We start from the raw sequence: 25,437 nt of genomic DNA on the forward strand, positions 1-25,437 counted from the left end.
GATGAAGAAGCAAACCATCATCATTCAATTATTGGTAATCATTGCTATTGTCGTGGTAGGTAATATCCTTTCCAATCAGCTTTATTTCAGATTGGATTTCACTGAGGATAAGCGATACACACTCAGCGATGCTTCCAAAGATGTTTTAGAAGAGCTGGATAATGTAGTTACAGTTACAGCGTATTTTTCTGAGGACCTTCCTCCGCAGCTTTTAAACAACCGTAAGGATTTTGAGGATATGCTTATCGAGTATGAGCAACGGTCCGGCGGTAACGTGGTTTATGAATTTGTGAATCCGAATGAAGACCAGACAAAAGAGCAGGAAGTTCAGCAAAAAGGGATAGGGCCTATCATGATCAACGTTCGCGAGAATGATCGTGTGGAGCAGATGCGTGCTTACATGGGTGCAGTGCTGCAAATGGATGATAAGAAAGAAATCATTCCATTAATTCAGCCCGGAGCAGCAATGGAGTATGAATTGACCACCTCCATCAAAAAGCTGTCAATTGATGATAAGCCTAAAGTTGCCCTGCTTCAGGGACATGGCGAGGTATCGCTTTCGGCCATACCACAGCTGAGACAACAGCTGAGTGTGCTTTACGATGTTGAAACTTTCACCATTTCGGACACAGAAGATATTCCATCTTATTATCGTGCATTGATCATTGCTGCCCCTACAGATACCATCCCTCAATCTCATTTTGACAAACTGGATACTTACTTAAGCAATGGTGGAAACATTTTTGTCTCGTATGCTAATGTTCAGGGTGATCTTCAGCAAGGAATGCTTTCCACTTCACCTGACATTGGTTTAGTGGGTTGGCTGGAAGAAAACGGAATTAAGATTGGAGGCAACTTTGTGATTGATGCAGAATGTGCTTCCATCACGGTAACTCAGCGGCAGGGATATTTCACGATCAATAGTCAGAAGGAATTTCCATACTTTCCGCGTGTTTCCAACTTCACTGATCATCCGATGACCAGAGGGTTGGATGAATTAACTTTTACATTCACATCCAATGTTGTTCCGATTGAGGAAGATTCAACAACAAGCATTACAACGATTGCTTCTACGTCACCAAACTCAGGAACTGAACCTGCTCCATCTTTTGTGGATATTCAACGCAGATGGACACAAGGAGACTTTGACATGGGTGTGCAATCACTCGCAGTAGTAGCAGAAGGAATCAATGGTTTTGGTAAGATGGTGGTGGTAGGTAACGGAGATTTCTACGTGAATGGAGAAGGACAGCAAGCAAGACAAGTTCAGCCTGACCATGTCAATTTTGCTTCCAATGCAGTAGACTGGCTGGCTGATGATACCGGATTAATAGCTCTGCGAACTAAAGGAATTACCTCTCGTCCATTAGAAAGCATTGAAGAGAGTAAAAAGAACATGCTTAAATATGGAAATGTGTTTGCACCTATTGTGTTGCTGCTGATATATGCATTCATCAGAAAGTTGCAAAACCAGCGAAAAAAGCAGAAATGGATGCAGGGAAACTTTGAATAAAACCAATTTAAGTCAGATGAAAACCAGGAATCTGTTAATCATATTAGGTGTTTTGGTCTTAGGGCTAGTTGTGGCTCAGCTGACCAAAAAATCTGGGAAAAGCGATGTACTCACCGGTGATTTAGTGGAGATAGACACTGCCAGGGTCACAAGAATTCAAATTTCATCTCCTGATGGTGAAGTGGAACTAGTTGCCTCTGACAAAGGATGGGAGGTTTCACTCGTAAATGGCAGTTACAAGCCAGCTAAAGAGAATTCAGTCATCTCACTATTAAATGATTTGAACAGCATAAAGCCCGGTAGGTTGGCAGCCCGCAAAGAAGAAAAATGGAAGGATTTCATGGTAGATTCTACAGGTACCAGAGTGCGTGTATATGAGGATGATGATCTGACTGCAGATATGGTTGTAGGACGTTTTGGAATGGATGGACAGAGTAGCTATTATACGTTTGTTCGTCCGTTTGAAGAGGAAAATGTATATGTAGCTAAAGACTTTATGGGCATTACTGTTGGAAAAAAGTCAGCAGATTACAGGGATGGATTGCTAATGAGATTGAAGCGCGATTCAATAACGCAAATCACGTTTGATTATCCGGATAGTGCATTTTCGCTGAACAAAGGAGAAAAATGGTTTTTGGATGATGTGGAGGCGGATAGTGCAGCAGTGGTCAAATATCTAAGAGGGTTAAGCTACGTGAATAGCAAAAATTTCTATGATGGAGAGCTTACATCAGAACCTACCCATATTATTACTTATGCCTTCAGCAATGCACCTGAAATTGTTGTAAATGGCTATTTCAGGGAAGGAGATAATCTGCTGAAAACAACAGAGAATGATGCTGAAGTATTCAATGACAGTACGATTGTTTCCAAGATCTTTAAAGGTAAAAACATCTTTGCCCCGACATCTGATTGATTTTAGAATCCATTAAATTCGTAAAATGAACCAAGAGAAGCTTTCGCTTCGTTAATAGGGGTAATGAAGGTTTTACGAATTCTATTTAGCACGGTACTTATTCTTTCACTGGGTAGCTGGAAGCAGCCAGAAGTGGCTGAGGTCAATTGGCTAAACTTTGAGGAAGCTATTGCATTGCATGAAAAGCAGCCAAAAAAGCTCCTGATTGATCTTTACACTGATTGGTGTGGCTGGTGCAAGGTAATGGATAGAAATACCTACAGCAAAGCAGAAATCGCTAATTACATCAATGAAAATTTTTACCCTGTAAAGTTCAATGCTGAGCAAAAAGAACCGGTTGAATTTAGAGGTCACACTTTCAATTTTGTTGCTCAAGGCAGAAGGGGTGTTCACGAATTAGCAGCTGCCCTTACAAGAAACAAGCTCAGCTATCCAACAACTGTTTTCATGGATGAAGAGTTGCGAATCATCCAGCCTGTGGCAGGATACCTCAAGCCGGAGCAGATGGAACCAATTTTATTATTTATTGGAGAAGATCATTTTAAAACCACTCCATTCGAAGATTTTAAGAAAAATCATAAATCTTCTCTCTGATCTGCAACCTTTCGATTTTTTCCGAATCTATAGAGTAAATACCGGGCCCAAGGCTCAATCCTAACTCTTAAATAAAAAGACCATGAAGAAATCGATATTTATAACTATGCTGGGAATCCTTGTAGCAGGGATCACTTTCGCACAATCCGAAGAAACAAGAAACTTATCATCTTTTTCAGAAATTTCAGCTCATGAGGGCATTGATGTTTACATATCAAAGGGAGATAAGGAAGAAGCTAGAATTGTTTCTGATAGTCACGATCTGGATGAAGTGCTTACTGAGGTGAGTGGAGGAAGACTAAAAATACACTTAGAAGGAAACAACCACAGAAATATTGATGTAGAGGTTCATGTGACATACAAATCCATTAATTCTATCTCAGCTGCATCTGCTTCAACTTTAATTGCACGTGGAACCATTGATGCAAATGGAGGTGACTTTGATGTAGATGTGAGCAGCGCCGGAGACATTGAAGCTACGATTGAAAACGCCGATGAGGTGAAGATAGATGCTTCCAGCGCTGGTGATGCACGTCTTAAAATCAGTGCCAATGAAATCGAAGCGGATGTGTCTAGTGCAGGTGAAATCGAAATTGAAGGTGTAGCTAAAAAACAAGACATTGAAGTAAGCAGCTCAGGAGACTATGATGGATATGATCTTGAGAGTGAAGAAGTGGACGCACGTGCCAGCAGTGGTGGATCTGTAAAAGTTAGTGCTAGCAAGAAGTTGGATGCTCGCGCCAGCAGTGGAGGTACAATAAAATATAAAGGGAATCCACAATACCTGGATGCCAACTCCAGCAGCGGAGGTTCCGTTCGGAAATCATAAGATTTTATAAGAATCGATGGAAGGCCTGCATACATTTGTGCAGGCCTTTTTATTTGTATAGCATGAATAAGATTTTTGGATTTTTGATGTTGGCATTTTTGCTGATTGCGTGTGAAACCACCGAGGAGCGTAGAGATCGTTTTTTTAATCTTGGCAATCAGGCACTCAACGATGGATACTATGAGCAGGCCATTGATTTTTATGATCAGTCACTAAAAGCTCAACCGGATTATGCGCCTGCAATTAACAATAGAGGTGTAGCTCGAATTGAATCCGATCATCCATATGAGGCCATTTTAGATTACAATAAGGCCCTCCAGTTGTCCCCACAGTATCTGGATGCGCTTTTCAATAGAGCCTTTGCTTATGAAGAAATCGGTCAATTTGAGAATGCGCTAAAAGACATAAATACGATACATACTCTGGTTCAGGATTCTGCTTTTGTCTATTTCTACGAAGGATTGGTGCAAACAAAACTCCGAAAATACGATGATGCACTTGAGAACTTTCTGAAGGCAGATTCTCTCGATCCGGTGAACCCGGAAACGATCATCAATATGGCCACCATATTCTATTTTCAAAAAGATTATGAGCAAGCCAAAAGACTTGTAAACGATGCATTAAATCTTAGCCAGAATGATGCAAATGCTTTTAATCTTCTGAGTTTGATTGAGCTTGAGAGTGGAAATTATCAGGCCGCATTATCAGAAATAAATCGCGCACTGGATGTGGTGCCAGAAGAAGCTTACTTTCTCAACAACAGAGGTTATATCTATTTGCAAATGGATAGCTTGAATCTGGCGATTGAGGATATAAATCGAAGCATTGTCCTGAACCCAAAGAATGGATGGGCCTACCGCAATAAGGGAATTTACCTTTCCAGATTAGAGCGATATGATGAAGCTATTAATCTGTTCAACCGTGCACTAAAAACCGGAGAATTCATTGACGAAATCTACTTCTACCTTGGGGAAGCACATATGAAGCAAGGCAATAAGGATAAAGCCTGTGGTACTTGGGGTAAAGGCGCTGAGCTGAATGAATCAGCCAGTTCAATGATGCTCGATCAAAACTGTGATTGATCTTTTTTAAAGATCAATTGCATGAGCGACACCAGGTGGCAGAATAGCACTGACGGCACTATGAATGTTGGTAAAAGCACATAAGGGAAGTAAAATACTCCAAGATTTGCAATCTCTCCACCGCTTGTGGGCGTATAAAAATAAGGCATGTATCCGACGGCCATTTTCACAATATGAATAAGTAGGAGTAGAGCTAACACATTCCATATGATGGCTCCCACACGACTCTGACTTCTGGCACCTACCATAAATACAGCGGCAAATGGTGCGGAAATACCAGAGATAATATCAAGATTACTTCCCTCAAAGGTCAAATCCATCGGAATGGCTCGTGAAACTGCCAGCCACCATAGTACCATCTCTACAGGGACTCGCACAATGTGGATGTAGTGGAGTGTTGTGATAGGCATCTCCATCAGGATAGCCCTCGTTCTGGGCCAAACGAATAAGAGAATGATCAGAATGATAGTACATCCGACAAACATGGGAAGCCTCGGGACTCCTGAAAGATTAGTGAAATACCCGTTGAAAGTCTGGACAGAAACAAAGAAGATCCAACCTACAAGAAGTGTGATCACCAGCGAAGAGGTGATATTTTTCTTTCCGGGGGTGGCTGAGCTCACTGCGTAATACAGAAAGCCTAGTACGGCGATTACAATGGCAATAAAGGTGCCTGCTACATATCCAGGAATATCTTCCATGAGTGAGATTAGGGTGTGCTAGCAAGATAAATAAAAAATGAAATGAATCAGTCATGCTTAATTTGCAGGCAAATGAATTTCGATGAACTGATAAGATTCTTGGAGAAGCGTCTGCAAATGCCCATGCCAGGCACGGTTGCCCATGACAAAATGAAGCCAAAAATGGCAAATGGTGCACCTCTCAGAATGAAACACGCCACTCCTCCACGAAAGGGCGGAGTACTCATATTGCTATTCGAAGAGAACGGTGTTGCTCACTTTCCACTTATCCAGCGACCTAATTATGAAGGCATTCACAGTGGGCAAATGGCTTTGCCGGGAGGGAGGTATGAACACACAGATCAGGATCAGTTTCAGACAGCTCTGAGGGAGACAGAAGAGGAGATTGGAGTAAGCAGGGATAACGTAGAAATTATTGGAAGTCTATCCGAATTTTTTGTGGCTGCAAGCAACTACATGGTGTTGCCCGTCATTGGCAAAATAGATCATCGTCCAGACTTTATACCAGAGCCGCGAGAAGTGGATGATATTGTCACACCTCCGGTTCATCATCTGATTGAACCACAGAGATTGAAAAAGAAAGAAATGATCGTGCGGAATGGATACAAGTTGGAAAGTCCATACTTTGATTTGGAAGGGAGAACAGTCTGGGGTGCCACAGCCATGATGTTAAGTGAATTGGTAGAAATTCTCAAAGAATTCCCTCAACATTAATACAACAATAACATTAGCTTTCACTCCATCGTTGAAGGAGAATCTACCTTTGATATATGGATTCTAACGAATTAGATATTGATTTTTCTTACTCCGATTTTGACGATCGGATAGACCCGGAGCTGAACAATCTGGAAGACGATCCGGATGAACAAGAGCATCAGGAAGAAGAGGATTCATTCTACCGAAATCTGGAAGAATACTAATCTTAAATAATCCTTACTTCCTACTAATCTATTTACTAATTTTGCAGCGGCAAACGGGTACGACCAGCTCCTGCTGAATCCCCCAGGACCTGACGGTAGCAAGGGTAGGCGGTCGTAGCGGTGCGATGCTTCGTTTGCCATTTTTTCTTTCCTCAATCTAACTTCCTAAACAAATGAAATTTTTCATTGATACTGCAAACCTTGACGAAATCAAAGAGGCTCAGGATTTGGGCGTGCTCGACGGTGTAACTACCAACCCTTCCCTGATGGCCAAAGAAGGAATCACAGGAGAAGCGAACATTCTAAAACACTACAAAGACATCTGCAATATCGTAGATGATAATGTAAGTGCGGAGGTGATTGCCACCGAGTTTGAAAAGATGGTGGCTGAGGGAAGAGAGCTAGCAAAGATCGATGACAAGATTGTGGTGAAAGTGCCAATGATCCGTGATGGAGTGAAGGCTATTTCAGCACTCACAGCCGAAGGAATCAGAACAAACTGCACGCTAATCTTCAATGCCGGTCAGGCTATTTTGGCTGCAAAAGCGGGAGCAAGCTACGTTTCGCCTTTTATCGGAAGATTAGATGATATCTCTATGGATGGCCTTGCGCTAATTGAGCAGATTGTTGGTATCTATGACAACTATGGTTTTGAAACTGAAGTGCTGGCTGCATCTATCAGGCACAACATGCACCTGATCCAATGTGCAGAGATAGGTGCAGATGTGGCCACTTGTCCACTAAGCGTGATAACCGGATTGCTCAAGCATCCGTTAACGGACTCTGGATTAGAAAAATTCCTTGCGGATTACCAAAAATCTAACAAATAAGATAACTCGTAGTTGATGATGGGAGCGCTAGATTTAATTAATTTAGAAGAAATGTACATCATCAAGGTTAAAGGGAAAGCCAAAATCCCTGACTACATCCAAATACGTGATCAGGATTTTGTACTTGTAGCCTATTTCCGTACGGATCGTCCATTAAAAAGAATGGATAAGTTTGGCCTTGAAGGAAAAGATCAGGAACTTAAAAACCTGATTGAAAAGTTGCCGTACGGCAAACTACAAAAACTAGAACTGTAAAATCCAATGTCATTCTCTGAAGAACCAGTTGTACGAGTCTCCAATGCATCAATTTTTCAGGAAGACCATACGGTGCTGAGTGAGATAGACTTTACCATCGATAAAGGTGAGTTTGTTTATCTCATAGGAAGAACCGGTAGTGGAAAGTCATCCCTCTTAAAGACACTTTATGCAGATCTGCCTTTGCGTCTTGGACATGCGGAGGTAGTGGGTTTTTCTATCAACAATATCAAGAACAAAGAAGTACCTCACCTGCGCCGAAAGGTTGGGATCATATTTCAGGATTTTGAATTGTTTTATGATCGTACGGTAGCTGAGAATCTTACTTTCGTAATGAAAGCCACAGGCTGGAAAGATCCTGCCAAGATGAAAAACAGGATAGCTGAGGTATTGATGAGAGTTGGTTTAGGTGCCATCTCCGCAAAAATGCCACACCAGCTTTCCGGTGGTGAGCAGCAGCGAGTAGTAATTGCCCGCGCAATGATCAACGAACCACAAATTCTATTTGCAGATGAGCCTACAGGAAATCTTGATCCTGATGTCAGCGATGGAATTTTGAAACTATTTGAAGAGATCAATAACAGTGGAACAGCTGTATTGATGGCTACTCACAACCATAAATTCATTGAAAAATTTCCGCATCGGGTATTGAAATGCGATAAAGCAAAGATTCTCGATTCATCTAAAGAAAAATTTGAGCTAAGCGGCTGGTATTGAGAGAATACAAGCTCTGTCACCCTCACCATTATTTTAGACTTACCTTTGCATTTCACTGAGATGGAATGTAGAAGTATCCATTTCATCAATTACAATTTATGTCATTCAATTCATTGGGTTTATCCGACCCATTGCTGAAAGCTATCAGCAAAAAAGGATACTCAGAACCTTCCCCCATCCAGTCAAAGGTAATTCCAGTAATTCTTCAGCGAAAAGATGTACTTGCCTCTGCTCAGACGGGTACTGGAAAAACCGCAGGCTTCACGCTTCCAATCCTTCAGTTGCTTTCCGACAGTCCTGAAATGCGAAAACGACCTGTGAGAGCACTTATCCTTACGCCCACACGTGAATTGGCGGCTCAGATTTACGACAATATCAGAGCTTATTCCGCTTATTTGGATTTGAGATCGGCGGTAATTTTTGGAGGAGTTAAGGCAAACCCACAGATAGCTGCTCTCAGAAACGGAGTTGATATTTTGATTGCAACCCCGGGGAGGTTAATTGACCTTCATAATCAACATGCACTTTCATTGCATACGGTTGACATTCTGGTACTCGATGAGGCTGACCGAATGCTTGACATGGGTTTTCAGCGAGATATCAATAAGATTTTGGACTTGCTGCCACCTAGAAGGCAAAACCTGCTGTTTTCTGCCACTTTCTCGAAAGAAATAAAAAAGCTAGCCAACAAGTTCATGCATAAGCCTCAGTACATTGAGGCAACTCCGGAAAACACTACCGTTGAGAAAATTAATCAGTTGGTTTATCGGGTAGATAAAAATAAAAAGACGGACTTAATTCTTGACCTGATTGCCGGAGGCAGATGGCAACAGGTTCTTGTGTTTACCCGGACAAAGCATGGGGCAAATCGCCTGGCAGAGAAAATGGTTAAAGCCGACATTAGTGCTGCTGCTATCCATGGAAACAAAAGTCAGGGGGCAAGAACAAAGGCTTTGGCAGGATTTAAGGAAGGGAAAGTAAGAGTTTTAGTAGCTACAGACATTGCGGCACGGGGTTTGGATATACCACTACTACCGCATGTGATCAACTTTGAATTGCCAAATGTACCCGAGGACTATGTGCATAGAATTGGACGGACGGGAAGAGCGGGAGCTAGTGGAATTGCATTATCATTGGTAAGTCTTGATGAAGTAGATTATTTGCGAGACATTGAAAAATTAATTGATATTAAAATTCCGGCGGAGGTGATTGATGGATTTGAACCGACAGAAAAGCAGGGAGATTTGCCACCATCCCCAAAAAAGCAGAACTTTAAACGGTCGCAGCATAAACCTAAGAACAAGAGCTTCAGAAGAAAGCCAAAACCGAAAAGAAATTGATGAATAGTAAACTCCTAATCTATGGTGCCTATGGGTATACTGGTCGCTTGATTGTGGAAGAATGTCTGAAGCAGGGCATCAAGCCCATAATTGCAGGCAGAAGTCCCGAAAAGGCCATGACCTATGCGAATAAGATGGAGCTTGAATATGATGTCTTTGAGGTTTCGGAAACAGAAAAATTGGAGAAGTGGCTGAGGAGAGGGGATACCGTTATTCACTGTGCAGGACCTTTCATTCATACGGCTAAACAAATGGTAGAAGCTTGTATTAATACAGGCACACACTATCTTGATATCACAGGAGAATATCAGGTATTTGACTTGATTAAGGAATACCATGAGCAGGCCACTGAGAAGAAAATTATGCTGATGCCCGGAGCTGGTTTTGATGTGGTGCCCTCTGACTGCCTGGCTAAACACCTCCATTCCAAACTTCCAACAGCTACTCACCTTCAATTGGCTTTTGTCAGTAAAGGAGGGAAGCTCTCACGCGGAACAGCAAAGACCATGATTGAAAACATGGGCGAACCGGTGATGACTCGTGTCAACGGAAGCTATCAAGGTCAGCCTATAGGAAAGACAACCAAGGAGATTGATTACGGAGACTTCAAGCAGCTGTCAATGGCTATTTCATGGGGCGATGTTTCCACAGCTTATCACAGTACAGGCATTCCTAATATTGAAGTTTATTCTGGAACTACCGAGCAGCAACTTTCTAAAGTAAAAAAGACACTTCGTCTGTCATTCATGCTTAGATCGAGGATGATCAAAAACTTCCTGATCCGACAAATGGATAAGAGACCGGCGGGTCCCAAAGAGAAAAAACGGGATGCTTCGTGTATGTATTTGTGGGGGAAAGTCACCGATGGAAGTAAAACCATAGAAGCTAGGTTGAAGACACCAAATGGATATACACTAACGGCTAAAACTGCAGTATTGATCTCAAATAAAATTGCCAACGGAGACTTTAAAGTTGGCTTCCAAACTCCATCCACAGCTTATGGTGAAGGGTTGATTTTGGAAATTGACGGCTGCTTCTATTCGTAGGGCAGTATCTACATTTTGTCCCGAGTGCCAACATAACAATCGAAAGTGGTGATCCTTTTCGTGCTAAATGGCGTAATTTCATACCATGAGACGGACCCTAATCACCCTATTCATCACGCTCAGTTTATTCACCCATGCCCAAAAATCAGACCTTACAGGTACCTGGATTGGCACATCTACCTTTCTTAAAGAGCATACCCAACTCAAGTATGAACTAAAACAGCAGGGCGATAAAATCACCGGATTTCTCTATGCTAAAAATCTCGACAAAAAAGATTCGATCAAAGCGTCGGTAAAAGGTGTGATAAAAAAGGGAGTGATTACGCTGGAGGGAGATGAAATCATCTACCGGACGGGGATGGCATGCATGGCGAAAAATGAACTGACCTATCTCCTCAACAATGGAAAAGAAACCCTGACGGGGAAGTGGAGGGGAGATATGAAACTAAATACCTGTCCACCGATGGTATCAGGTACAGTGACCTTATTTAGGGAAGAGCCCACTGCCATGGTGACAGTTGCCATGGAAGCTGAGTCAAGTCCTACTAAGACTATTGCTAGTGAAGACGGAGTAGGAAAAGCATTGGTGACTGAACTGGGCAAGCGTAAGTATTTTGCATTGATTATCGGTATCAATGATTATCAGGATGAGAACATCCAGAATTTGGATAACCCCATCAATGATGCTGAACAGCTGGCTGGAGTGCTTACGTACCACTATTCGTTCGATCAGGAAAATGTAAATGTCCTTGAAAATCCACGGAGGGAAGACATCATTAAAGCTTTGGACGAACTAACCAACAAGGTCACTGAGAAAGACAATCTCCTGATTTTCTACGCCGGACATGGCATATGGAATGAACAACTGAATCAGGGCTACTGGCTACCCAGTGATGCATCGATGGATTCAAAATCTTACTGGCTGTCAAACAGCACCCTTCGGGATTATGTTGGTGGTATCAATTCTAAGCATACTCTTCTGATCTCGGATGCCTGTTTTAGTGGAGGGATTCTGAAAGAGCGAGCAGTCTTTGAAAATAGCCGTGCGATTTTGGAAGTTTACAAACTTACTAGCCGCAAAGCCATGACCAGCGGAACCCTCAAAACTGTTCCTGACGAAAGCGTGTTTATCGAGTACCTGCTTAAAAACCTGGTCAATAATCAGGCGCCCCTCTTATCCGCTGATCAACTTTTCAGGCATTTCAAAACAGCCGTGATCAACAATAGCCCAAATGGACAGGTACCCCAATATGGCCCCATCTCGCAGGCCGGTGACGAAGGTGGAGATTTTATATTCCTGAAAAGGAATCAATAATAAAGTACTAGTCAGTCTGAGGTTCTCGAAGACTATTTTTTTTGAAGAAGGTATATCCAACTAAAGATAGCAAGAATGCCATCCGCACAACCCACACCCTTCGACAAGCTCAGGGTGACACACTTTTTCTCAAAACTCCAGCGTTAGCTGACTGGGAGTTTCTGGTTCTTCATCCTTCCTGAAGTTGGAAATACCAACTCCGATCAGTCTGATTCCTTGCTCATCCAGCAAGTCCTCGGTGAGCAGGGCTAAGGCTATGGAGGTAAACTCTTCCTCTGTATTGATGGCATGATCCACCGTCTTGCTGCGGGTGATCTGTCTGAAATCACCATACTTCATTTTGATAGTGATGGTGTGGCCATCGCTGGCGCTGCTTCGCTTGTATCGTTCGAAGGAAATCCTGGCAATTCGATCCACTTCTTCGGTAACATCATCCAGCTCGTAGATGTTGTCTTCAAAGGTTCGCTCTGCACTGACCGACTTAGTATCTCGGGTAGGCTGCACTTTGCGGTGGTCAATCCCCCTGCAGATGTTGTAGTAATATTGACCTGACTTGCCATACCGAAGCTTCATGTCTTCCAAAGATTTTTTGCGCAGGTCTTTCCCGGTGAAGATTCCTGCCATTACCATCTTCTCAGCCGTGACCTTCCCTATCCCATGAAAGCGATGTACCGGTAACTTAGCAACGAACTCCTCCGCATCCTCTGGGAGGATCACATAAAGTCCATCCGGTTTGTCCATGTCTGAGGCAGTCTTAGCTAGGAATTTATTGTAGGAGATTCCAGCAGAGGCGATCAGGCCGGTTCGTTCCTTGATCTTCCGCTTGATCTCTTTGGCGATGAGGGTAGCCGAGTTTAACCCTATTTTGTTCTCAGTCACATCCAGATATGCTTCATCCAGCGAGAGTGGCTCCACCAGATCTGTATATTCAAAAAACACTTCTCTGATCTGAGCTGACAACTCTTTGTATCTGGGAAACCGTGGTGGAACAAAGATGAGCTGTGGACATTGCTTAGCAGCTTTTGCAGAAGGCATGGCGGACTTCACACCAAATTTGCGGGCTTCATAGCTGGCAGCTGCCACCACGCCTCGTTGAGAGTCTCCACCCACAGCTACGGGCTTCCCTCTAAGCTCCGGATTATCCAGCTGCTCCACTGATGCATAAAATGCATCCATATCTATGTGTATAATCTTGCGGTGCTCCACTCATGCAAAGTAAAGCAGGGAAGTGACAACCTTATGTCACTATCGGATACATCAGTTTGGGGGGGGGATACGCCTAACAATCAGATTGCTTGACAAAATAACTGTCACCCTGAGTCTGCCTGTCATCCTGAGCCTGTCGAAGGATAGATAGTCTACGATAAACTCAGACTGACAGATTAAATGAAAGTTTGACTCTTTGATATCCGACGGAGCATCTCGGAACACCGGTGTTGAATATTTTATATGCAGCGTTGAATCTTTTTATGTCTCGCTTGAGTCTTTGATACTCTCCATTGCACCTTTTATATGCACGCTTGAGTCTTTTTTACTCAACGTTGAGTCTCTGAACCTCACGGGTGAGTCTTTTATATGCTCGCTTCCATATCAAACACTCAACGGAGTATATCTGAGGTGGGAGGGGGTGCCTCGGAGGTGGGTAGGGGTACTTAAGAGGTGGGTAACGTCCAACTAAAATGAGCATGCGACCCAGTGGCTAGAAGCACCAAAGACAGCTTTTTACATTGTAATATCAAACTGCTCAGCTCGCATATTCATTTTAGTGTTTGTTGTAAACAGTTTAGTCTCCAGCCTTAGGTTCAGCTACCTTTCTAAATTTATAAATACAGCCCTCATCACATGAAAAAGTTGGAGATAATAATAGATTGCCACCTTCAAAGTAGTATAGGTACTTGAGGGAGAATACATCATTATCACTTTCTTCACAAACAAGATCGATGATGATATAGTTACCATCCTTTTCATCTGAAAAACTAAAAGTTCCTATGTTTGAAGGGTTACTCGGGCAAATTGGGTTGTTACTGGATTGATAGTTTTTATTAAGAGAAAACTCGATAAAGTATTTATTTGTCGCTGATTGCCAATCTCCATCCCCTCCAACCGAGGAGAAAAATTGTTCACTTAGTTCCCATTTTCCATAGATAGTGGTTTCCTGATTAGTCTGTTCATCTTCGCTACACCCAGTATAGAGCACAAAGATCAAAAAGGTTAAAATTATATTTTTCATAGCTGTACTTTTTAATTAATAATTATATGCTGTGTGTCTGTTTGACTGGAATTAATGATTTTCAGTAGATATCGACCCTTTTTTAATGATAGAAGGGGTTCTTCGGAAATAGCTGTTCTCATCCTTAAGCCTTACTCCGTAAATCAACAGCCTCAATCAAATATACCTCTTTTACTTCAACACCTTCCAGGTCAAGAATCAAGGCTCACTTAATGACCGAATCAAACCATTCACATAAAAACAATTTCATTCGTGAGTAGATATTTCTATCTTGAATGCAAAGGGTCAAAATAGATTCTTCTAACTAATCCAATTTAAATAGTATTATTAACTAAACTCACTAAGATTTGAAAAGAAGAGATTTTATTCAGATTGCGGGTCTTGGGGCCGGAGCGGCCATGCTCCCCTTCCCGATGATGGGCAATACTGTTCCATTAGAGGCATTGTTGGCTGAAGGTATTGATGTTAAGCAGAAGAAGATACTTTCTGATGTAGGACTAAATGCAGCAAAATCAGCAGGTGCCAGTTACGCAGATGTCAGGATTGGGAGGTATCTCAATCAGTTTGTATTCACACGAGAGGACAAAGTGCAGAACGTGGTAAACACCGAGTCGTTCGGGGTGGGTGTGCGTGTGATCGCAAACGGTACCTGGGGATTTTCATCTACCATTGATGTAACCCCTGATGGTATTAAGAAGGCGGCAGAGATTGCCGTTCAGATTGCCAAGGCAAACAGCAAAATTCAGAAGGAGCCCGTGGTGCTTGCTCCGGTAGAGTCTTACGGCGAAGTTTCGTGGAAGACACCTATCGAACGAAATGCTATTGAGGTGCCGATCTCTGAAAAAGTAGACTTGCTCCTGGGAGCCAATGCTGCTGCCATGGAAAATGGCGCCAACTACGTGAACTCAGCGCTCTTTCAGGTAAATGAGCAAAAGTATTTTGCTTCTACCGAAGGTTCTTACATCGATCAGGATGTACACCGTATCTGGCCATTCATGCAGGTGACGGCCATTGACAAAGGAAAGTTTAAGTCTCGTCAGGGACTGAGCGCTCCTATGGGTATGGGCTATGAATATATGACCCCTGATCCGAATGAGACTATCGAAGGACCGGCAGGTATCAAGATGTTCAGAAACCGATACGACATTGTAGCAGATGCAAAAGATGCAGCACTTCAAGCGAAAGAGATGCTATCCGAGAATACCAAGTCGGTAGAACCGGGTAAGTATGATCTGGTGCTAGAGCCAAATCACCTGGGTCTGACTATCCACGAGTCTGTGGGGCACCCGCTGGAGCTGGATCGTGTACTTGGATACGAGGCAAACTATGCAGGTACTTCATTCGCCACACTGGACAAGTGGAAGACCAAAGATTTTGAATATGGAAGCAATCTGGTAAATCTGGTGGCTGACAAAACGCAGGTAGGATCGCTCGGTGCAGTTGGATATGATGATGAAGGCGTGGCTTGCAAGGAGTGGGATCTGGTAAAAGATGGCATTCTGGTAAACTACCAGGCGATCAGAGATCAGGTGCACATGATTGATCAGAAGGAGTCTCACGGATGCTGCTATTCCCAGTCGTGGAACGATGTGCAGTTTCAGCGTATGCCGAACGTATCGCTTCGTCCGGGTAAGGAGAAGCTGTCTGCCATGGACATGATCAAAGATGTAGAGAAAGGAATTTATATCGCGGGACGTGGATCATACTCAATCGATCAGCAGCGATACAACTTCCAGTTTGGTGGCACGGTCTATTATGAAATTAAGGACGGTGAAATTGCCGGTATGCTAAATGATGTAGCATATCAATCGAATACACAGGAGTTCTGGAATTCTTGTGCAGCTATTTGTGATGAGTCCGACTATCGATTGTTCGGTTCATTCTTTGATGGTAAGGGTCAACCTTCCCAGATCAGCGCGGTATCCCATGGATCTTCGACTACAAGATTCAATGATGTAAACGTGATCAACACAGGTAGAAATATTTGATTAATTAAGACTACAAGAAAATGGCAATATATACGAAAGAAGAAGCAAAGCAATTATTAGATAAGGCCTTGTCTTACTCCAAAGCTGAAACCTGTGAGGTCAATCTCTCCGGAGACAATAGTGGCAATATCCGATATGCACGAAACACCGTTTCTACGGCCGGATATCAGAACAACCAGAACATGGTGATCCAGTCCAGTTTCGGTAACCGGGTGGGTGTAGCCACATTGGATGAGTTTACAGATGAGGCAATTGCGCGAGCAGTAAAAACATCAGAAGAGCTGGCAAAGCTGGCACCTGAGAATCCTGAATTTATGCCTCCATTGGGTCCGCAGGAGTACGATGAGTCGAAGCAATATTATGAGTCTACCGCTAATATCAGCCCTGATTATCGAGCTGAGGTAGCCTCTAAAAGCATCGAACCGGCCAGAGCAAAGGATGTGACTGCTGCAGGGTTCTTAAATGATTCTGCAAATTTCTCAGCTATGGCCAATAGCAATGGACTGTTCGCTTACAATCAGTCGACCAATTTAGATTTTACTGTGACCATGCGTACAAACGATGGTACAGGTTCAGGTTGGGTAACACGTGATGTAAATGATGTCAACCTGTTTAATGGAGAAGAAGCTTCCGCTATTGCGATCGACAAGGCATTGCAATCACGAAATTCGAAGGCCATTGAGCCTGGTAAATACACGGTGATACTTGAGCCGGCAGCTTCGGAGCAGTTGCTGGGCAATATGTTTGGATCGTTTGATGCCAGAACAGCTGATGAAGGGCGAAGCTTTATGTCCAAAGAAGGTGGAGGCACCAAATTGGGCGAGAAGATTGTGGACGAACGAATTAACATCTATTCCGATCCTCAACACCCGCTGGTTCCTGCTCCTACATGGAATGGGAGTGGTCAGGCAGTAAAAAGAATGGATTGGCTCAAAAATGGTGTTGTGAAGAACCTTGCATATTCCCGATACTGGGCAAAGGAAAAAGGAGTAGACCCTGTTCCGTTTCCGCAGAATGGTATCATGGAAGGTGGAAATGCTTCATTAGAGGACATGATCAAAGACACCAAAAAAGGTGTGTTGGTTACTCGACTATGGTACATTCGTACAGTGGACCCCCAGACATTGCTCTATACTGGACTGACCAGGGATGGGACATTTTACATTGAGAATGGCAAGATCAAGCATCCGATCAAGAACTTCCGTTTCAACGAAAGTCCGATTATTATGCTAAACAATCTGGAAACACTGGGACAGCAGGTACGAATCAATGGAAACCTGATTCCGTACATGAAGGTGCGTGACTTCACATTCACCAGTTTGTCTGATGCAGTTTAAATCCTAAGACCCCTCCTTGGAGGGGTTGGGGTGGGTATAAATTTTATTCAAAATGACTTATTTGCTATAACCCACCTCTACCTTCTCCGTGGAGGAGATTATAGGAGTCATTTATGAATAAGATTGAAATACGAATTAATTGGCTGTTCGCATGAGTGAGCAGCCTTTTTTAATGACTAAAAAATTGGGGTTAATCCTCCTAAATAACCACTGGTAAATTTCTAACTGGAGATGGAAAATGAAACACGTAATTTGGTTGTGGAAGTTTATGATTTATGAATGCGCCAACGCCTAATAATCCTTTCTTTTTCACCCGTCTCCAGTACGAGTCGGGCGATTGGGATGTGGATCAGCGCATGCCTTCAAATATCCTACATTCGCTAGTGCAATACACCACCATTCCTGTGGATACGGTTGAAAAGGTAGTGCCACTTAGCAGCGATGATGTCTTTGAGTCACCTTTTTGCTACCTCTCGGGACATAAGCTGGTGCAGTTCACGAAGGAGGAGGCAAGCAACTTCAAGGCTTATGTTGAGAACGGAGGTTTTGTATTTGTTGACGATTGCAATCATGATATTGAAGGGTTGTTCGCCAAGTCTTTCGAAAATCAGATGGAAGATTTATTTGGGACAGGAGAGTTGAAGAAGATACCTAATGATCATATTCTTTACCGAAGCTTCTTTGAGTTTGATGGACCACCAGCCACTTCGCAGGAGTTGAATGGGTGGGGGGATGATCTGGTGCATGACTACCTTAAGGCTATAGAAGTAGATGGACGAATCGGGGTGCTGTATAGCAATAAGGACTATGGATGTGAGTGGGATTATGACTTTAGAAATAAGCGATGGTACAAAATTGACAATACACGTTTCAGTGTGAATATCATCACCTATGCATTGACTAGCTGAGACAGGACTTAATGAAATAAAATGGACAAAAATTTAGAGAAACTCGAAAAGGAAGTTGGCGATTTGGTTGCCAAACTCCAGGACTTAAAGAAGGAGATTCACAAGGTGGTAGTGGGGCAGGAAGCGGTCATGGATCAATTGATTATCGGGATGCTAGCTGGTGGTCATGTGCTGATTGAGGGCTTGCCTGGATTAGCAAAAACACTGATGATCAAATCATTGGCAAAAGCATTGAGCCTTGACTTTAACCGAATTCAGTTTACGCCGGATTTGATGCCCACTGATATATTAGGAACAGAAGTGATTGAGCAGGATGATGCTGGCCATAAGATGTTCAAGTACATCCAGGGGCCTGTTTTCACCAATGTTTTGCTAGCAGATGAAATTAACCGAACACCACCAAAAACCCAGGCGGCTCTCCTTGAGGTAATGCAGGAATACAAGGTGACCTATGCAGGTAAGGATTACCGGATGGACAGACCATTTTTCATGCTTGCTACTCAGAATCCATTGGAGCAGTCAGGTACGTTTCCATTGCCGGAAGCACAGGTTGATCGCTTCCTTTTGTATGTGAAGATTGGCTACCCAACGGAGCTTGAAGAAGAGGATATACTGAAACTTACTACAGGTAAAATGTCAGCCGACATCAAGCCTGTATTGAAAGGAAAGGAAATCATTCGATTGCAGGAATTGGTGCGAGAGGTGTTCATCTCAGATGATCTGATTAAATCCATCAGTCAGTTGGTGAGATCCACTCGCCCGGATATGAGTAAGGTGCAAGAGGTGAAAGATTATGTGGATTTCGGTGCAGGACCTAGAGCAGGGCAGGCGGTTATCATGGCTGCCAAAGCCCATGCACTGATGAACGGTCGTTTTTCGGTTACACCTGAGGACATTAAGTCTATTCTACTACCAGCTTTAAGACACAGGATACTGCTCAATTTCAAAGCTGAGTCAGAATCGAAAACGACAGACGATCTACTTCAACCATTTTTGAAAACCATCTGATATGCCGGATCGCCTGTTTCAAATCGTTCCTGAGATTTTATCTTCTATTCACGAGTTGGATTGGGCTATCCGATCATTGGCGATGGGGGAGTATCATGGGATCAAACAAAGCAGGCGATTGGGTACAGGTATGGAGTTTAGCCAATACAGACCATATAGTCAGGGTGATGATCTGCGCCAGCTCGACTGGAAGATGTATGCCCGTACGGATAAGTTTTATATCAAGCAATCTGAAGTTGAAACTAATATTGATGTCACATTTCTGATCGATACCTCCAAATCGATGAAGTATAAAGAGGGTGGATGGTCTAAGCTTGATGCGTCGAAGATGCTATGCGGAGTTCTTGCTCATGTTGCATTACAAAACGGTGATTGGATTGGACTAGCAAACGGTGTGAACATGAAGTCAGGGAATGACAAAAAGCACTGGACACGGTTTTTATTGAGCCTTCAAAATCTTGCAGAAACCGATCATTTTGAAGCTCCTTTTATAGAGCAGCGAAAATCCAAAGAGCTGTTCGTCTTCATGACGGATATGTATGATGAGGAGGTTGAAATGATTCAGTTCATTAAGTCATTAAAGTCTCCACGAAATGAGGTGATCGTTTTTCACCTGATGGGCGAAAAGGAAGAATCTTTAGAGTTTGGAAATGCGGTGAAGCTAAAAGATCTGGAAACGGGAGCAGCCACGCAGTTGAATCCGCAACTCTTAAAGGATAGCTATCAAAAGAAAGTCAGCGAGTGGAAAGATGACTTGTCTCATGATTTTTTATCAGTCGGGATAGACTATCATCCTATTGATTTTACCATACCCATGGCTATGCTGATCAACACGTTTATCAACCGAAGAAAACGATTGCTCTGATGTCATTCTTAGCTCCTTTCTTTCTTATTGGATTAGGCGCATTGCTTGTGCCGATTATTATCCATATGTGGAGCAAGGATGCAAAGAAATCTGTTGATTTTGGGAGTCTCCGTTTTTTAAGAGAAACCGAAACCAGGACTACTCGCTCCATCATGCCAAGTCAGTGGCTGCTGCTTTTGACGAGATTGCTCTTTCTCACTCTTCTGGTATTCCTAATTGCTGAGATGCACTTACCATCCAAGGTAGAGAAGGTCTCACGTCTTTATCTGGTGGATCCCATTTACCAAAATTCTGAACTATTATCCAACCTGCTTGATACTGTTTCTCAGGAAGCAGAAGTTAAGTGGCTTGCAAATGATTTTCCTTCTGTCACAGAACCGATTAAAAAATCCGAGACGACTTATTGGGATTTGCTAAGTCAGGCGCCTTCTAACGCTGAATGCCTAGTGGTGATTTCGCCTTTGTTTCAAAAAGATTTTAATGGTGTTCTAAAGGAAGTATCTCCTGTTTGCCAGTGGATAAAACCTCCAATGGAACCACAAGAGAGTGAACTTATCTCTATAGTGAAAAATGGAGAAGGTAAAGCTGCAACGGCAAGATATGACGAGTGGGGTACAATATTTGAATGGGCAAACGCTGAGAATGGTGAACCACTAGAAATCAAATATCACCTTCGAATAGATGAATCCTTTAAGAACCTTGGAGGAGTATTTAAGGCAGCATTATCCTCCATTCAGCGAGTCTCTTACGTCACATTAAAGGAAGTAAATGAAATCGAAGAAGCGGATTGGGTCATTTGGCTTTCCGACCAACCCTACAGCTATGAAAGGCGGGTTGTTTTAGCTGATGAAGATGTCTTAAGCTGGCAGCCAATTTCGAAAGATTACATTTTAGTATCCACCACTCTGACTAAAACAGAGGCTATTCAAATTGAGCTTCCGAGAAAACTATTAGATGCTTTAGTAGGCGATTTAATTGATGTTCATAGCAACGATCTACTTACCGTGGATACAGAAGTTTTCAAGTTTAAAGAGCAGGCAAATACCAAAGCAGAGGTTTTGGTCGATGCTTCGTCTTACTTATGGGTCTTGTTACTCATTGTTTTTTTGGTAGAAAGATGGCTGAGTTATAAATCAAGTGCTGTGGAGATATGAGCAATTCAGGTTTACATATCGTCAGGCAGAAATGGAGGTCACGAATATTTATCAAGTGCCTTGCCTGGTTGGTATTGATACTGTCAGCAGCTGTCCTTACGAATTGGTTAGGCGGATTTGATTGGTATTGGATGGTGGGTTTTGGTGCTATAGGCCTGATCCTGATTGGGTTGGAACTGAGGCGACTTCCGATTCAAATTGATCTGATTCGATTGGTAAACGAACAATATGCCCCCGCTGAGTATAGTACCGACTTACTTTTCCAGCATCCGAAAAGTGAGTTGCAAACCTTACAGCAGTCAAGAGTTGATAGTCAATTGAAGCAGCAACTTCCGTCTTTCCATTATCCGGTTCGTTGGAATGATCTCCTGGTCGTTGGTCTGCTACTCATGCTGACTTTAACAGGATTTTCATTCATAAATAGTCAGTCAAGAGCAAGCTTTGATAATACTAATTCGAATTCGTTAGCTGAAAGTGAGATGGTAGTGATAGAAGACACAGTCTTCATTGCTCGTAATCGATTAAGTGTAAATCCACCCCGATACACAGGACTTCCAAACCGCACCTATGAAACCATGAATATTGATGTGCCTGAGCAATCTTTGATTCAGTGGAATCTGATCTTTAATGGCACACCAAAAGCTGTTTGGATGGGTATAAATGGAGGAGATAGCCTTCCGGTTTCTTCAGTCAACGAAAACTATCAATTGAAATTCAAAGCATTAAAAAGCACGCTCTACACCATCAACTATCTAGATGATAAAGATCGCTTGATCTCATCCCCTTATTATGAGATGAACGTAATCGCGGATGAAGCTCCTGAGATTGTGGTAAATGGAATTCCTTCTTTCCAGCGAATGGATTATCGTAAGAATATTTCAATTGACATGAATGTAACCATTGCCGACGACTATGGGCTAACAGATGGATACGTAGTGGCAACTATTACTAAGGGTTCAGGAGAATCTGTAAAATTCAGAGAACAACGAATTGCAATTCCCGGAGGGGTTCGTGGAAAGAAGGTTATTCGACCGGTTTCTTTTGATTTGGATAAATTGAATATGGAGCCTGGCAATGAATTGTATTTCTATGTCACCGCTTTTGACAACAAACTCCCTAAAAGTCAGCAATCTCGAACAGACACCTACTTTGTGGTACTAAAGGATACCGCTGAGGTTGAGTTTTCGTTGCAGGGAGCGCTAGGTGTTGATCTGATGCCTGATTTCTTCAGAAGCCAGCTTCAGATTATCATTGACACCAAAAAACTCATTGAAGAGAAAGGCCAGATTTCTGAATATGATTTTAATTTCGAAAGCAATGCGCTGGGTTATGATCAGAAGCAATTGCGGCTGAAGTACGGGCAATTTATTGGTGAGGAGGAGGATAGTGGGTTGGAGATAGAAGATGAGCCAATTGAACCAGGCACTGATGGAGATGATGTGCTTTCTGAATTTGGACATGATACCGATGCAGAAAATGAAGAAGGTCAGTGGATGGACCGAGGAACCGAATCAGATCACGATCATGAGGATCATCAGGAAGAAGAAAGTCTATTGGAACAGTTTATGCACAACCATGAGGATGAAGAAACAGCTACTTTCTACACTCAGTCACTGAAATCTAAATTACGAGCGGCGCTGAATGAAATGTGGGATGCTGAACTTTACCTCCGCTTGTATAAGCCCAAGGAATCACTTCCTTATCAATTAAAAGCTCAGGAGCTGCTTAAGGAAATCCGAAACCATGCGCGCATTTATGTGCAAAGGATAGGCTTTGATCCGCCACCTGTAAATGTGGATGAAAGTCGCCTGACAGGTGAGCTGAAGGAATTAAATGATCAGCCTTTTGAAGCTTCCATTGATAAAGAGCAGTCATATCCAGCTATTCGAAAAGCTATTCAGACGATCGATCAATTTAAGATGGGTACATGGAAGTGGAGCGATGACAATAAATCTATTTTGAAAGCAGCAGGGGATGAGCTGGCAGGATTGGCAATCGAAAATCCGGGTAAGTACCTCTCCTCTCTTAATGAATTGAAGTCAATCCTGGATAAGGATCAGCTAACCGAAAGCGATTACAGGAACCTATTTGAATTGCAAAAAGTATTGGAGCAGGCACTCCCTATAGAAAAAACTCTCCCTCCATCAGAAGTGCGATCTGGTGATGCTTATACGGATGCTTTTGTTGAGTCACTTGTAAACAGCAACGGCCAATGATGATTACCGTCGTTCCGGAGTGGTGGGTGTTTGTGATTGCAGTTGGTTTGCTTGCAATTCTGATTTGGCTGGATTTTACATCAAGAGCTGGGAGACTAAGAGTTTGGCGAATTGTAGCGTTCATATTGATCATACTGTCTTTCCTTGGACTTTACATGAAGCCTTATTTTCGGACAGCTGGAGATGAAACCAAAATTGTAATACGGACAGATTCACACTTGCCTCTTGATTTGGATAGCCTGAAACAACTGGGCTATCGAGTGGTAGATTTGAATTCCTATTATGAATTAGCGAAGACAAATACGATCAGCGATTTAATTGTGGTTGGCGATGGGCTGGAATCCTGGGAGCTTGATCGAATGAAGCATAGATTTAAGTATTCAGCTCCTTCCCAAATTGTTGAAGGTTCCTTGGAGGTGAGTACAGATCAAGCAGTTTCAAATACCCTTACATCTATTACTTTCAGGACATACGTCACTGATTCAATTGATCTTCACTTATCAGGAGCCGGAATTGAAACGACAACTAAGTCATTGGAACCTAACCAGAAACAAATAACATTTGAAATCAACCCACAGGTAGCCGGAGATCTAACCTATGAACTTGCAGGCATTAGAGGAACTGATACCATATTTTCTGAACCTGTACCAATGAAAGTAGTCGATAGGGAGGGATTCAATACGCTGATATTAAGCTCAACACCATCTTTCGAAATCCGCTTTTTAAAGAATCTTCTTAAAGAAGAAGGTTATGGAGTGGCAGAAAGACTCCAGGTTTCCAAAGGGACATTCAGAGAATCCTTTAGCAATTTGGAGCGACGATCACTATCGAGATTGACTAAAACTGTACTTGAGGATTTCAAGGTGATTGTTTTAGATGAAGAGAGCCATGAGCAATTGACTTTTTCTGAGAAACAAAATCTGGACCATGCTCTAAAGCGAGGTTCGTTGGGCATTGTGTGGATGGATGACACTTCAAACGATTGGTTCACGACCAAATCAACCCGGTCCCAGACCTTTACTTTTAAATCGGGTCAGAGAACAGTTGAGCTTGAAAGTAGGAAGTCCGCTTCAGTTAAAAATTCTGATCAGGCAAGGTATCAGGGAGTCGTTGTTGGGCATGTGCATGATTATGGATTAGGAAAAGTGGTCTTACCACTCCTTCAATCGACCTATCAGCTAAAGCTAAAAGGATTTGATAGAATGTATAGTGATTTGTGGAATTCGATTCTCCGATCAATTGTAGGTTTTGATTTTGCAGCTTCAGAAATTGCCATATCTGATTTTCCACGAGTGGACGAACCAGTTACATTCACTTTCAGAGCTATCGGAGACCAAAAAGTATATCTTGACTCAACCAGGCTGTCAATAGAAGGAAAATGGCATCAGCCGGGAGTTGTTGAAGCAGTAGGTTGGCCTAAAAGCATGGGTTGGAATACCCTGAGAATTGGAGATTCAGAGCACTCCTTTTTTGTATTTGATGATTCAGACTGGAAGGCTCAGAAAGTTCATCAGAAGCGTCTTCAGACCAAGATGTATTCAAATAGTTTCACGTCAGAAACAGTAGACTCACAACCACAAGAAAAACCAATTTCGAAGTGGATTTTCTTTATTGTGATCGTGACATCATTGGGTTTTCTGTGGGTGGAGCAGAGGGTTAGCTAGTAGTTAAAT

The 25,437-nt window shown here is 42.7% G+C and carries 24 protein-coding genes; 21 read left to right on the forward strand and 3 right to left on the reverse strand.

Annotated elements, in window-relative coordinates; genetic code table 11:
* The first annotated feature begins 1 nt into the window (after window position 1).
* The 5 genes from ACEQZT_RS04545 to ACEQZT_RS04565 all read left to right on the forward strand — a co-directional run bounded on the left by ACEQZT_RS04545 (window position 2) and on the right by ACEQZT_RS04565 (window position 4,934).
* Window positions 2–1,513, forward strand: coding sequence for a GldG family protein (locus ACEQZT_RS04545; RefSeq protein ID WP_370087677.1), 1,512 nt, complete (start codon window positions 2–4; stop codon window positions 1,511–1,513).
* Window positions 1,514–1,529: 16 nt separating this feature from the next.
* Entirely contained in the window at window positions 1,530–2,429 is a 900-nt protein-coding gene (locus ACEQZT_RS04550) for a DUF4340 domain-containing protein (RefSeq protein ID WP_370087679.1), read from the forward strand.
* Between the two features lie 63 nt (window positions 2,430–2,492).
* Window positions 2,493–3,023, forward strand: coding sequence for a thioredoxin family protein (locus tag ACEQZT_RS04555; protein ID WP_370087681.1), 531 nt, complete (start codon window positions 2,493–2,495; stop codon window positions 3,021–3,023).
* An 82-nt stretch (window positions 3,024–3,105) separates the two neighbouring features.
* Window positions 3,106–3,852, forward strand: a complete 747-nt coding sequence (locus tag ACEQZT_RS04560) for a head GIN domain-containing protein (protein WP_370087683.1) — start codon at window positions 3,106–3,108, stop codon at window positions 3,850–3,852.
* A 62-nt stretch (window positions 3,853–3,914) separates the two neighbouring features.
* Entirely contained in the window at window positions 3,915–4,934 is a 1,020-nt protein-coding gene (locus ACEQZT_RS04565; RefSeq protein ID WP_370087685.1) for a tetratricopeptide repeat protein, read from the forward strand.
* Here ACEQZT_RS04565 and ACEQZT_RS04570 read toward each other — a convergent pair.
* Window positions 4,919–5,635, reverse strand: coding sequence for a hypothetical protein (locus ACEQZT_RS04570; RefSeq protein ID WP_370087687.1), 717 nt, complete (start codon window positions 5,633–5,635; stop codon window positions 4,919–4,921). The two genes, ACEQZT_RS04565 and ACEQZT_RS04570, sit on opposite strands and share 16 nt — an antisense overlap.
* Window positions 5,636–5,707: 72 nt before the next feature.
* Here ACEQZT_RS04570 and ACEQZT_RS04575 point away from each other — a divergent pair, with 72 nt between their 5' ends.
* The 8 genes from ACEQZT_RS04575 to ACEQZT_RS04610 all read left to right on the forward strand — a co-directional run bounded on the left by ACEQZT_RS04575 (window position 5,708) and on the right by ACEQZT_RS04610 (window position 12,058).
* Window positions 5,708–6,349: a CoA pyrophosphatase gene (locus ACEQZT_RS04575; RefSeq protein ID WP_370087689.1), complete on the forward strand. Its 642-nt coding sequence runs from the start codon at window positions 5,708–5,710 to the stop codon at window positions 6,347–6,349.
* Window positions 6,350–6,405: 56 nt separating this feature from the next.
* The gene (locus tag ACEQZT_RS04580) at window positions 6,406–6,555 is read left to right on the forward strand and encodes a hypothetical protein (protein ID WP_370087691.1); all 150 of its coding nucleotides are present in this window, start codon (window positions 6,406–6,408) and stop codon (window positions 6,553–6,555) included.
* 173 nt (window positions 6,556–6,728) lie between these two features.
* Window positions 6,729–7,385 carry a fructose-6-phosphate aldolase gene (fsa, locus tag ACEQZT_RS04585; RefSeq protein WP_370087693.1) on the forward strand — a complete coding sequence of 219 codons (657 nt, stop codon included), beginning with the start codon at window positions 6,729–6,731 and terminating at the stop codon, window positions 7,383–7,385.
* Between the two features lie 51 nt (window positions 7,386–7,436).
* Entirely contained in the window at window positions 7,437–7,640 is a 204-nt protein-coding gene (locus ACEQZT_RS04590; RefSeq protein WP_370088025.1) for a fructose-6-phosphate aldolase, read from the forward strand.
* A gap of 6 nt (window positions 7,641–7,646) precedes the next feature.
* Entirely contained in the window at window positions 7,647–8,357 is a 711-nt protein-coding gene (locus ACEQZT_RS04595; RefSeq protein ID WP_370087695.1) for a cell division ATP-binding protein FtsE, read from the forward strand.
* Window positions 8,358–8,455: 98 nt separating this feature from the next.
* Complete coding sequence (locus tag ACEQZT_RS04600; protein WP_370087697.1) at window positions 8,456–9,697, forward strand: DEAD/DEAH box helicase; 1,242 nt, start codon at window positions 8,456–8,458, stop codon at window positions 9,695–9,697.
* Entirely contained in the window at window positions 9,697–10,743 is a 1,047-nt protein-coding gene (locus ACEQZT_RS04605; RefSeq protein ID WP_370087699.1) for a trans-acting enoyl reductase family protein, read from the forward strand. Before ACEQZT_RS04600 ends, ACEQZT_RS04605 begins: the two co-directional genes overlap by 1 nt.
* An 85-nt stretch (window positions 10,744–10,828) precedes the next feature.
* Window positions 10,829–12,058, forward strand: a complete 1,230-nt coding sequence (locus ACEQZT_RS04610; protein ID WP_370087701.1) for a caspase domain-containing protein — start codon at window positions 10,829–10,831, stop codon at window positions 12,056–12,058.
* A 129-nt stretch (window positions 12,059–12,187) separates the two neighbouring features.
* On the opposite strand, the gene dinB is transcribed toward ACEQZT_RS04610, so the two are convergent.
* Entirely contained in the window at window positions 12,188–13,234 is a 1,047-nt protein-coding gene (dinB, locus tag ACEQZT_RS04615; protein WP_370087703.1) for a DNA polymerase IV, read from the reverse strand.
* Between the two features lie 607 nt (window positions 13,235–13,841).
* Complete coding sequence (locus ACEQZT_RS04620) at window positions 13,842–14,288, reverse strand: hypothetical protein (protein WP_370087705.1); 447 nt, start codon at window positions 14,286–14,288, stop codon at window positions 13,842–13,844.
* Between the two features lie 347 nt (window positions 14,289–14,635).
* Between ACEQZT_RS04620 and ACEQZT_RS04625 the strand changes: the two genes are divergently transcribed.
* The 8 genes from ACEQZT_RS04625 (at window position 14,636) to ACEQZT_RS04660 (ending at window position 25,428) form a co-directional block, all read left to right on the forward strand.
* The gene (locus ACEQZT_RS04625; RefSeq protein ID WP_370087707.1) at window positions 14,636–16,276 is read left to right on the forward strand and encodes a TldD/PmbA family protein; all 1,641 of its coding nucleotides are present in this window, start codon (window positions 14,636–14,638) and stop codon (window positions 16,274–16,276) included.
* 20 nt (window positions 16,277–16,296) lie between these two features.
* Window positions 16,297–17,613: a TldD/PmbA family protein gene (locus ACEQZT_RS04630; protein ID WP_370087709.1), complete on the forward strand. Its 1,317-nt coding sequence runs from the start codon at window positions 16,297–16,299 to the stop codon at window positions 17,611–17,613.
* 275 nt (window positions 17,614–17,888) lie between these two features.
* Window positions 17,889–18,521: a DUF4159 domain-containing protein gene (locus ACEQZT_RS04635; RefSeq protein WP_370087711.1), complete on the forward strand. Its 633-nt coding sequence runs from the start codon at window positions 17,889–17,891 to the stop codon at window positions 18,519–18,521.
* A 21-nt stretch (window positions 18,522–18,542) separates the two neighbouring features.
* Window positions 18,543–19,529: an AAA family ATPase gene (locus ACEQZT_RS04640; RefSeq protein WP_370087713.1), complete on the forward strand. Its 987-nt coding sequence runs from the start codon at window positions 18,543–18,545 to the stop codon at window positions 19,527–19,529.
* 1 nt (window position 19,530) lies between these two features.
* Window positions 19,531–20,394, forward strand: coding sequence for a DUF58 domain-containing protein (locus tag ACEQZT_RS04645; protein ID WP_370087715.1), 864 nt, complete (start codon window positions 19,531–19,533; stop codon window positions 20,392–20,394).
* Window positions 20,394–21,548, forward strand: coding sequence for a BatA domain-containing protein (locus tag ACEQZT_RS04650; RefSeq protein WP_370087717.1), 1,155 nt, complete (start codon window positions 20,394–20,396; stop codon window positions 21,546–21,548). The genes ACEQZT_RS04645 and ACEQZT_RS04650 overlap by 1 nt, the downstream gene beginning before the upstream one ends.
* Complete coding sequence (locus ACEQZT_RS04655; RefSeq protein WP_370087719.1) at window positions 21,545–23,764, forward strand: DUF4175 family protein; 2,220 nt, start codon at window positions 21,545–21,547, stop codon at window positions 23,762–23,764. The genes ACEQZT_RS04650 and ACEQZT_RS04655 overlap by 4 nt, the downstream gene beginning before the upstream one ends.
* Window positions 23,761–25,428 (forward strand): hypothetical protein, encoded by a 1,668-nt coding sequence (locus tag ACEQZT_RS04660; RefSeq protein WP_370087721.1) that lies wholly within the window; start codon window positions 23,761–23,763, stop codon window positions 25,426–25,428. The genes ACEQZT_RS04655 and ACEQZT_RS04660 overlap by 4 nt, the downstream gene beginning before the upstream one ends.
* The last annotated feature ends 9 nt before the right edge of the window (window positions 25,429–25,437 follow it).

It is taken from the genome of Ekhidna sp. (assembly GCF_964218185.1).
Classification (GTDB): domain Bacteria; phylum Bacteroidota; class Bacteroidia; order Cytophagales; family Cyclobacteriaceae; genus Ekhidna.

Bases quoted from the DNA above. Each gene is read 5' to 3' on its own strand.
- ACEQZT_RS04545 (WP_370087677.1), top strand. From the start codon at position 2: ATGAAGAAGCAAACCATCATCATTCAATTATTGGTAATCATTGCTATT.
- ACEQZT_RS04550 (WP_370087679.1), top strand. From the start codon at position 1,530: ATGAAAACCAGGAATCTGTTAATCATATTAGGTGTTTTGGTCTTAGGG.
- ACEQZT_RS04555 (WP_370087681.1), top strand. From the start codon at position 2,493: ATGAAGGTTTTACGAATTCTATTTAGCACGGTACTTATTCTTTCACTG.
- ACEQZT_RS04560 (WP_370087683.1), top strand. From the start codon at position 3,106: ATGAAGAAATCGATATTTATAACTATGCTGGGAATCCTTGTAGCAGGG.
- ACEQZT_RS04565 (WP_370087685.1), top strand. From the start codon at position 3,915: ATGAATAAGATTTTTGGATTTTTGATGTTGGCATTTTTGCTGATTGCG.
- ACEQZT_RS04570 (WP_370087687.1), bottom strand. From the start codon at position 5,635: ATGGAAGATATTCCTGGATATGTAGCAGGCACCTTTATTGCCATTGTA.
- ACEQZT_RS04575 (WP_370087689.1), top strand. From the start codon at position 5,708: ATGAATTTCGATGAACTGATAAGATTCTTGGAGAAGCGTCTGCAAATG.
- ACEQZT_RS04580 (WP_370087691.1), top strand. From the start codon at position 6,406: ATGGATTCTAACGAATTAGATATTGATTTTTCTTACTCCGATTTTGAC.
- fsa (WP_370087693.1), top strand. From the start codon at position 6,729: ATGAAATTTTTCATTGATACTGCAAACCTTGACGAAATCAAAGAGGCT.
- ACEQZT_RS04590 (WP_370088025.1), top strand. From the start codon at position 7,437: ATGTACATCATCAAGGTTAAAGGGAAAGCCAAAATCCCTGACTACATC.
- ACEQZT_RS04595 (WP_370087695.1), top strand. From the start codon at position 7,647: ATGTCATTCTCTGAAGAACCAGTTGTACGAGTCTCCAATGCATCAATT.
- ACEQZT_RS04600 (WP_370087697.1), top strand. From the start codon at position 8,456: ATGTCATTCAATTCATTGGGTTTATCCGACCCATTGCTGAAAGCTATC.
- ACEQZT_RS04605 (WP_370087699.1), top strand. From the start codon at position 9,697: ATGAATAGTAAACTCCTAATCTATGGTGCCTATGGGTATACTGGTCGC.
- ACEQZT_RS04610 (WP_370087701.1), top strand. From the start codon at position 10,829: ATGAGACGGACCCTAATCACCCTATTCATCACGCTCAGTTTATTCACC.
- dinB (WP_370087703.1), bottom strand. From the start codon at position 13,234: ATGGATGCATTTTATGCATCAGTGGAGCAGCTGGATAATCCGGAGCTT.
- ACEQZT_RS04620 (WP_370087705.1), bottom strand. From the start codon at position 14,288: ATGAAAAATATAATTTTAACCTTTTTGATCTTTGTGCTCTATACTGGG.
- ACEQZT_RS04630 (WP_370087709.1), top strand. From the start codon at position 16,297: ATGGCAATATATACGAAAGAAGAAGCAAAGCAATTATTAGATAAGGCC.
- ACEQZT_RS04635 (WP_370087711.1), top strand. From the start codon at position 17,889: ATGAATGCGCCAACGCCTAATAATCCTTTCTTTTTCACCCGTCTCCAG.
- ACEQZT_RS04640 (WP_370087713.1), top strand. From the start codon at position 18,543: ATGGACAAAAATTTAGAGAAACTCGAAAAGGAAGTTGGCGATTTGGTT.
- ACEQZT_RS04645 (WP_370087715.1), top strand. From the start codon at position 19,531: ATGCCGGATCGCCTGTTTCAAATCGTTCCTGAGATTTTATCTTCTATT.
- ACEQZT_RS04650 (WP_370087717.1), top strand. From the start codon at position 20,394: ATGTCATTCTTAGCTCCTTTCTTTCTTATTGGATTAGGCGCATTGCTT.
- ACEQZT_RS04655 (WP_370087719.1), top strand. From the start codon at position 21,545: ATGAGCAATTCAGGTTTACATATCGTCAGGCAGAAATGGAGGTCACGA.
- ACEQZT_RS04660 (WP_370087721.1), top strand. From the start codon at position 23,761: ATGATGATTACCGTCGTTCCGGAGTGGTGGGTGTTTGTGATTGCAGTT.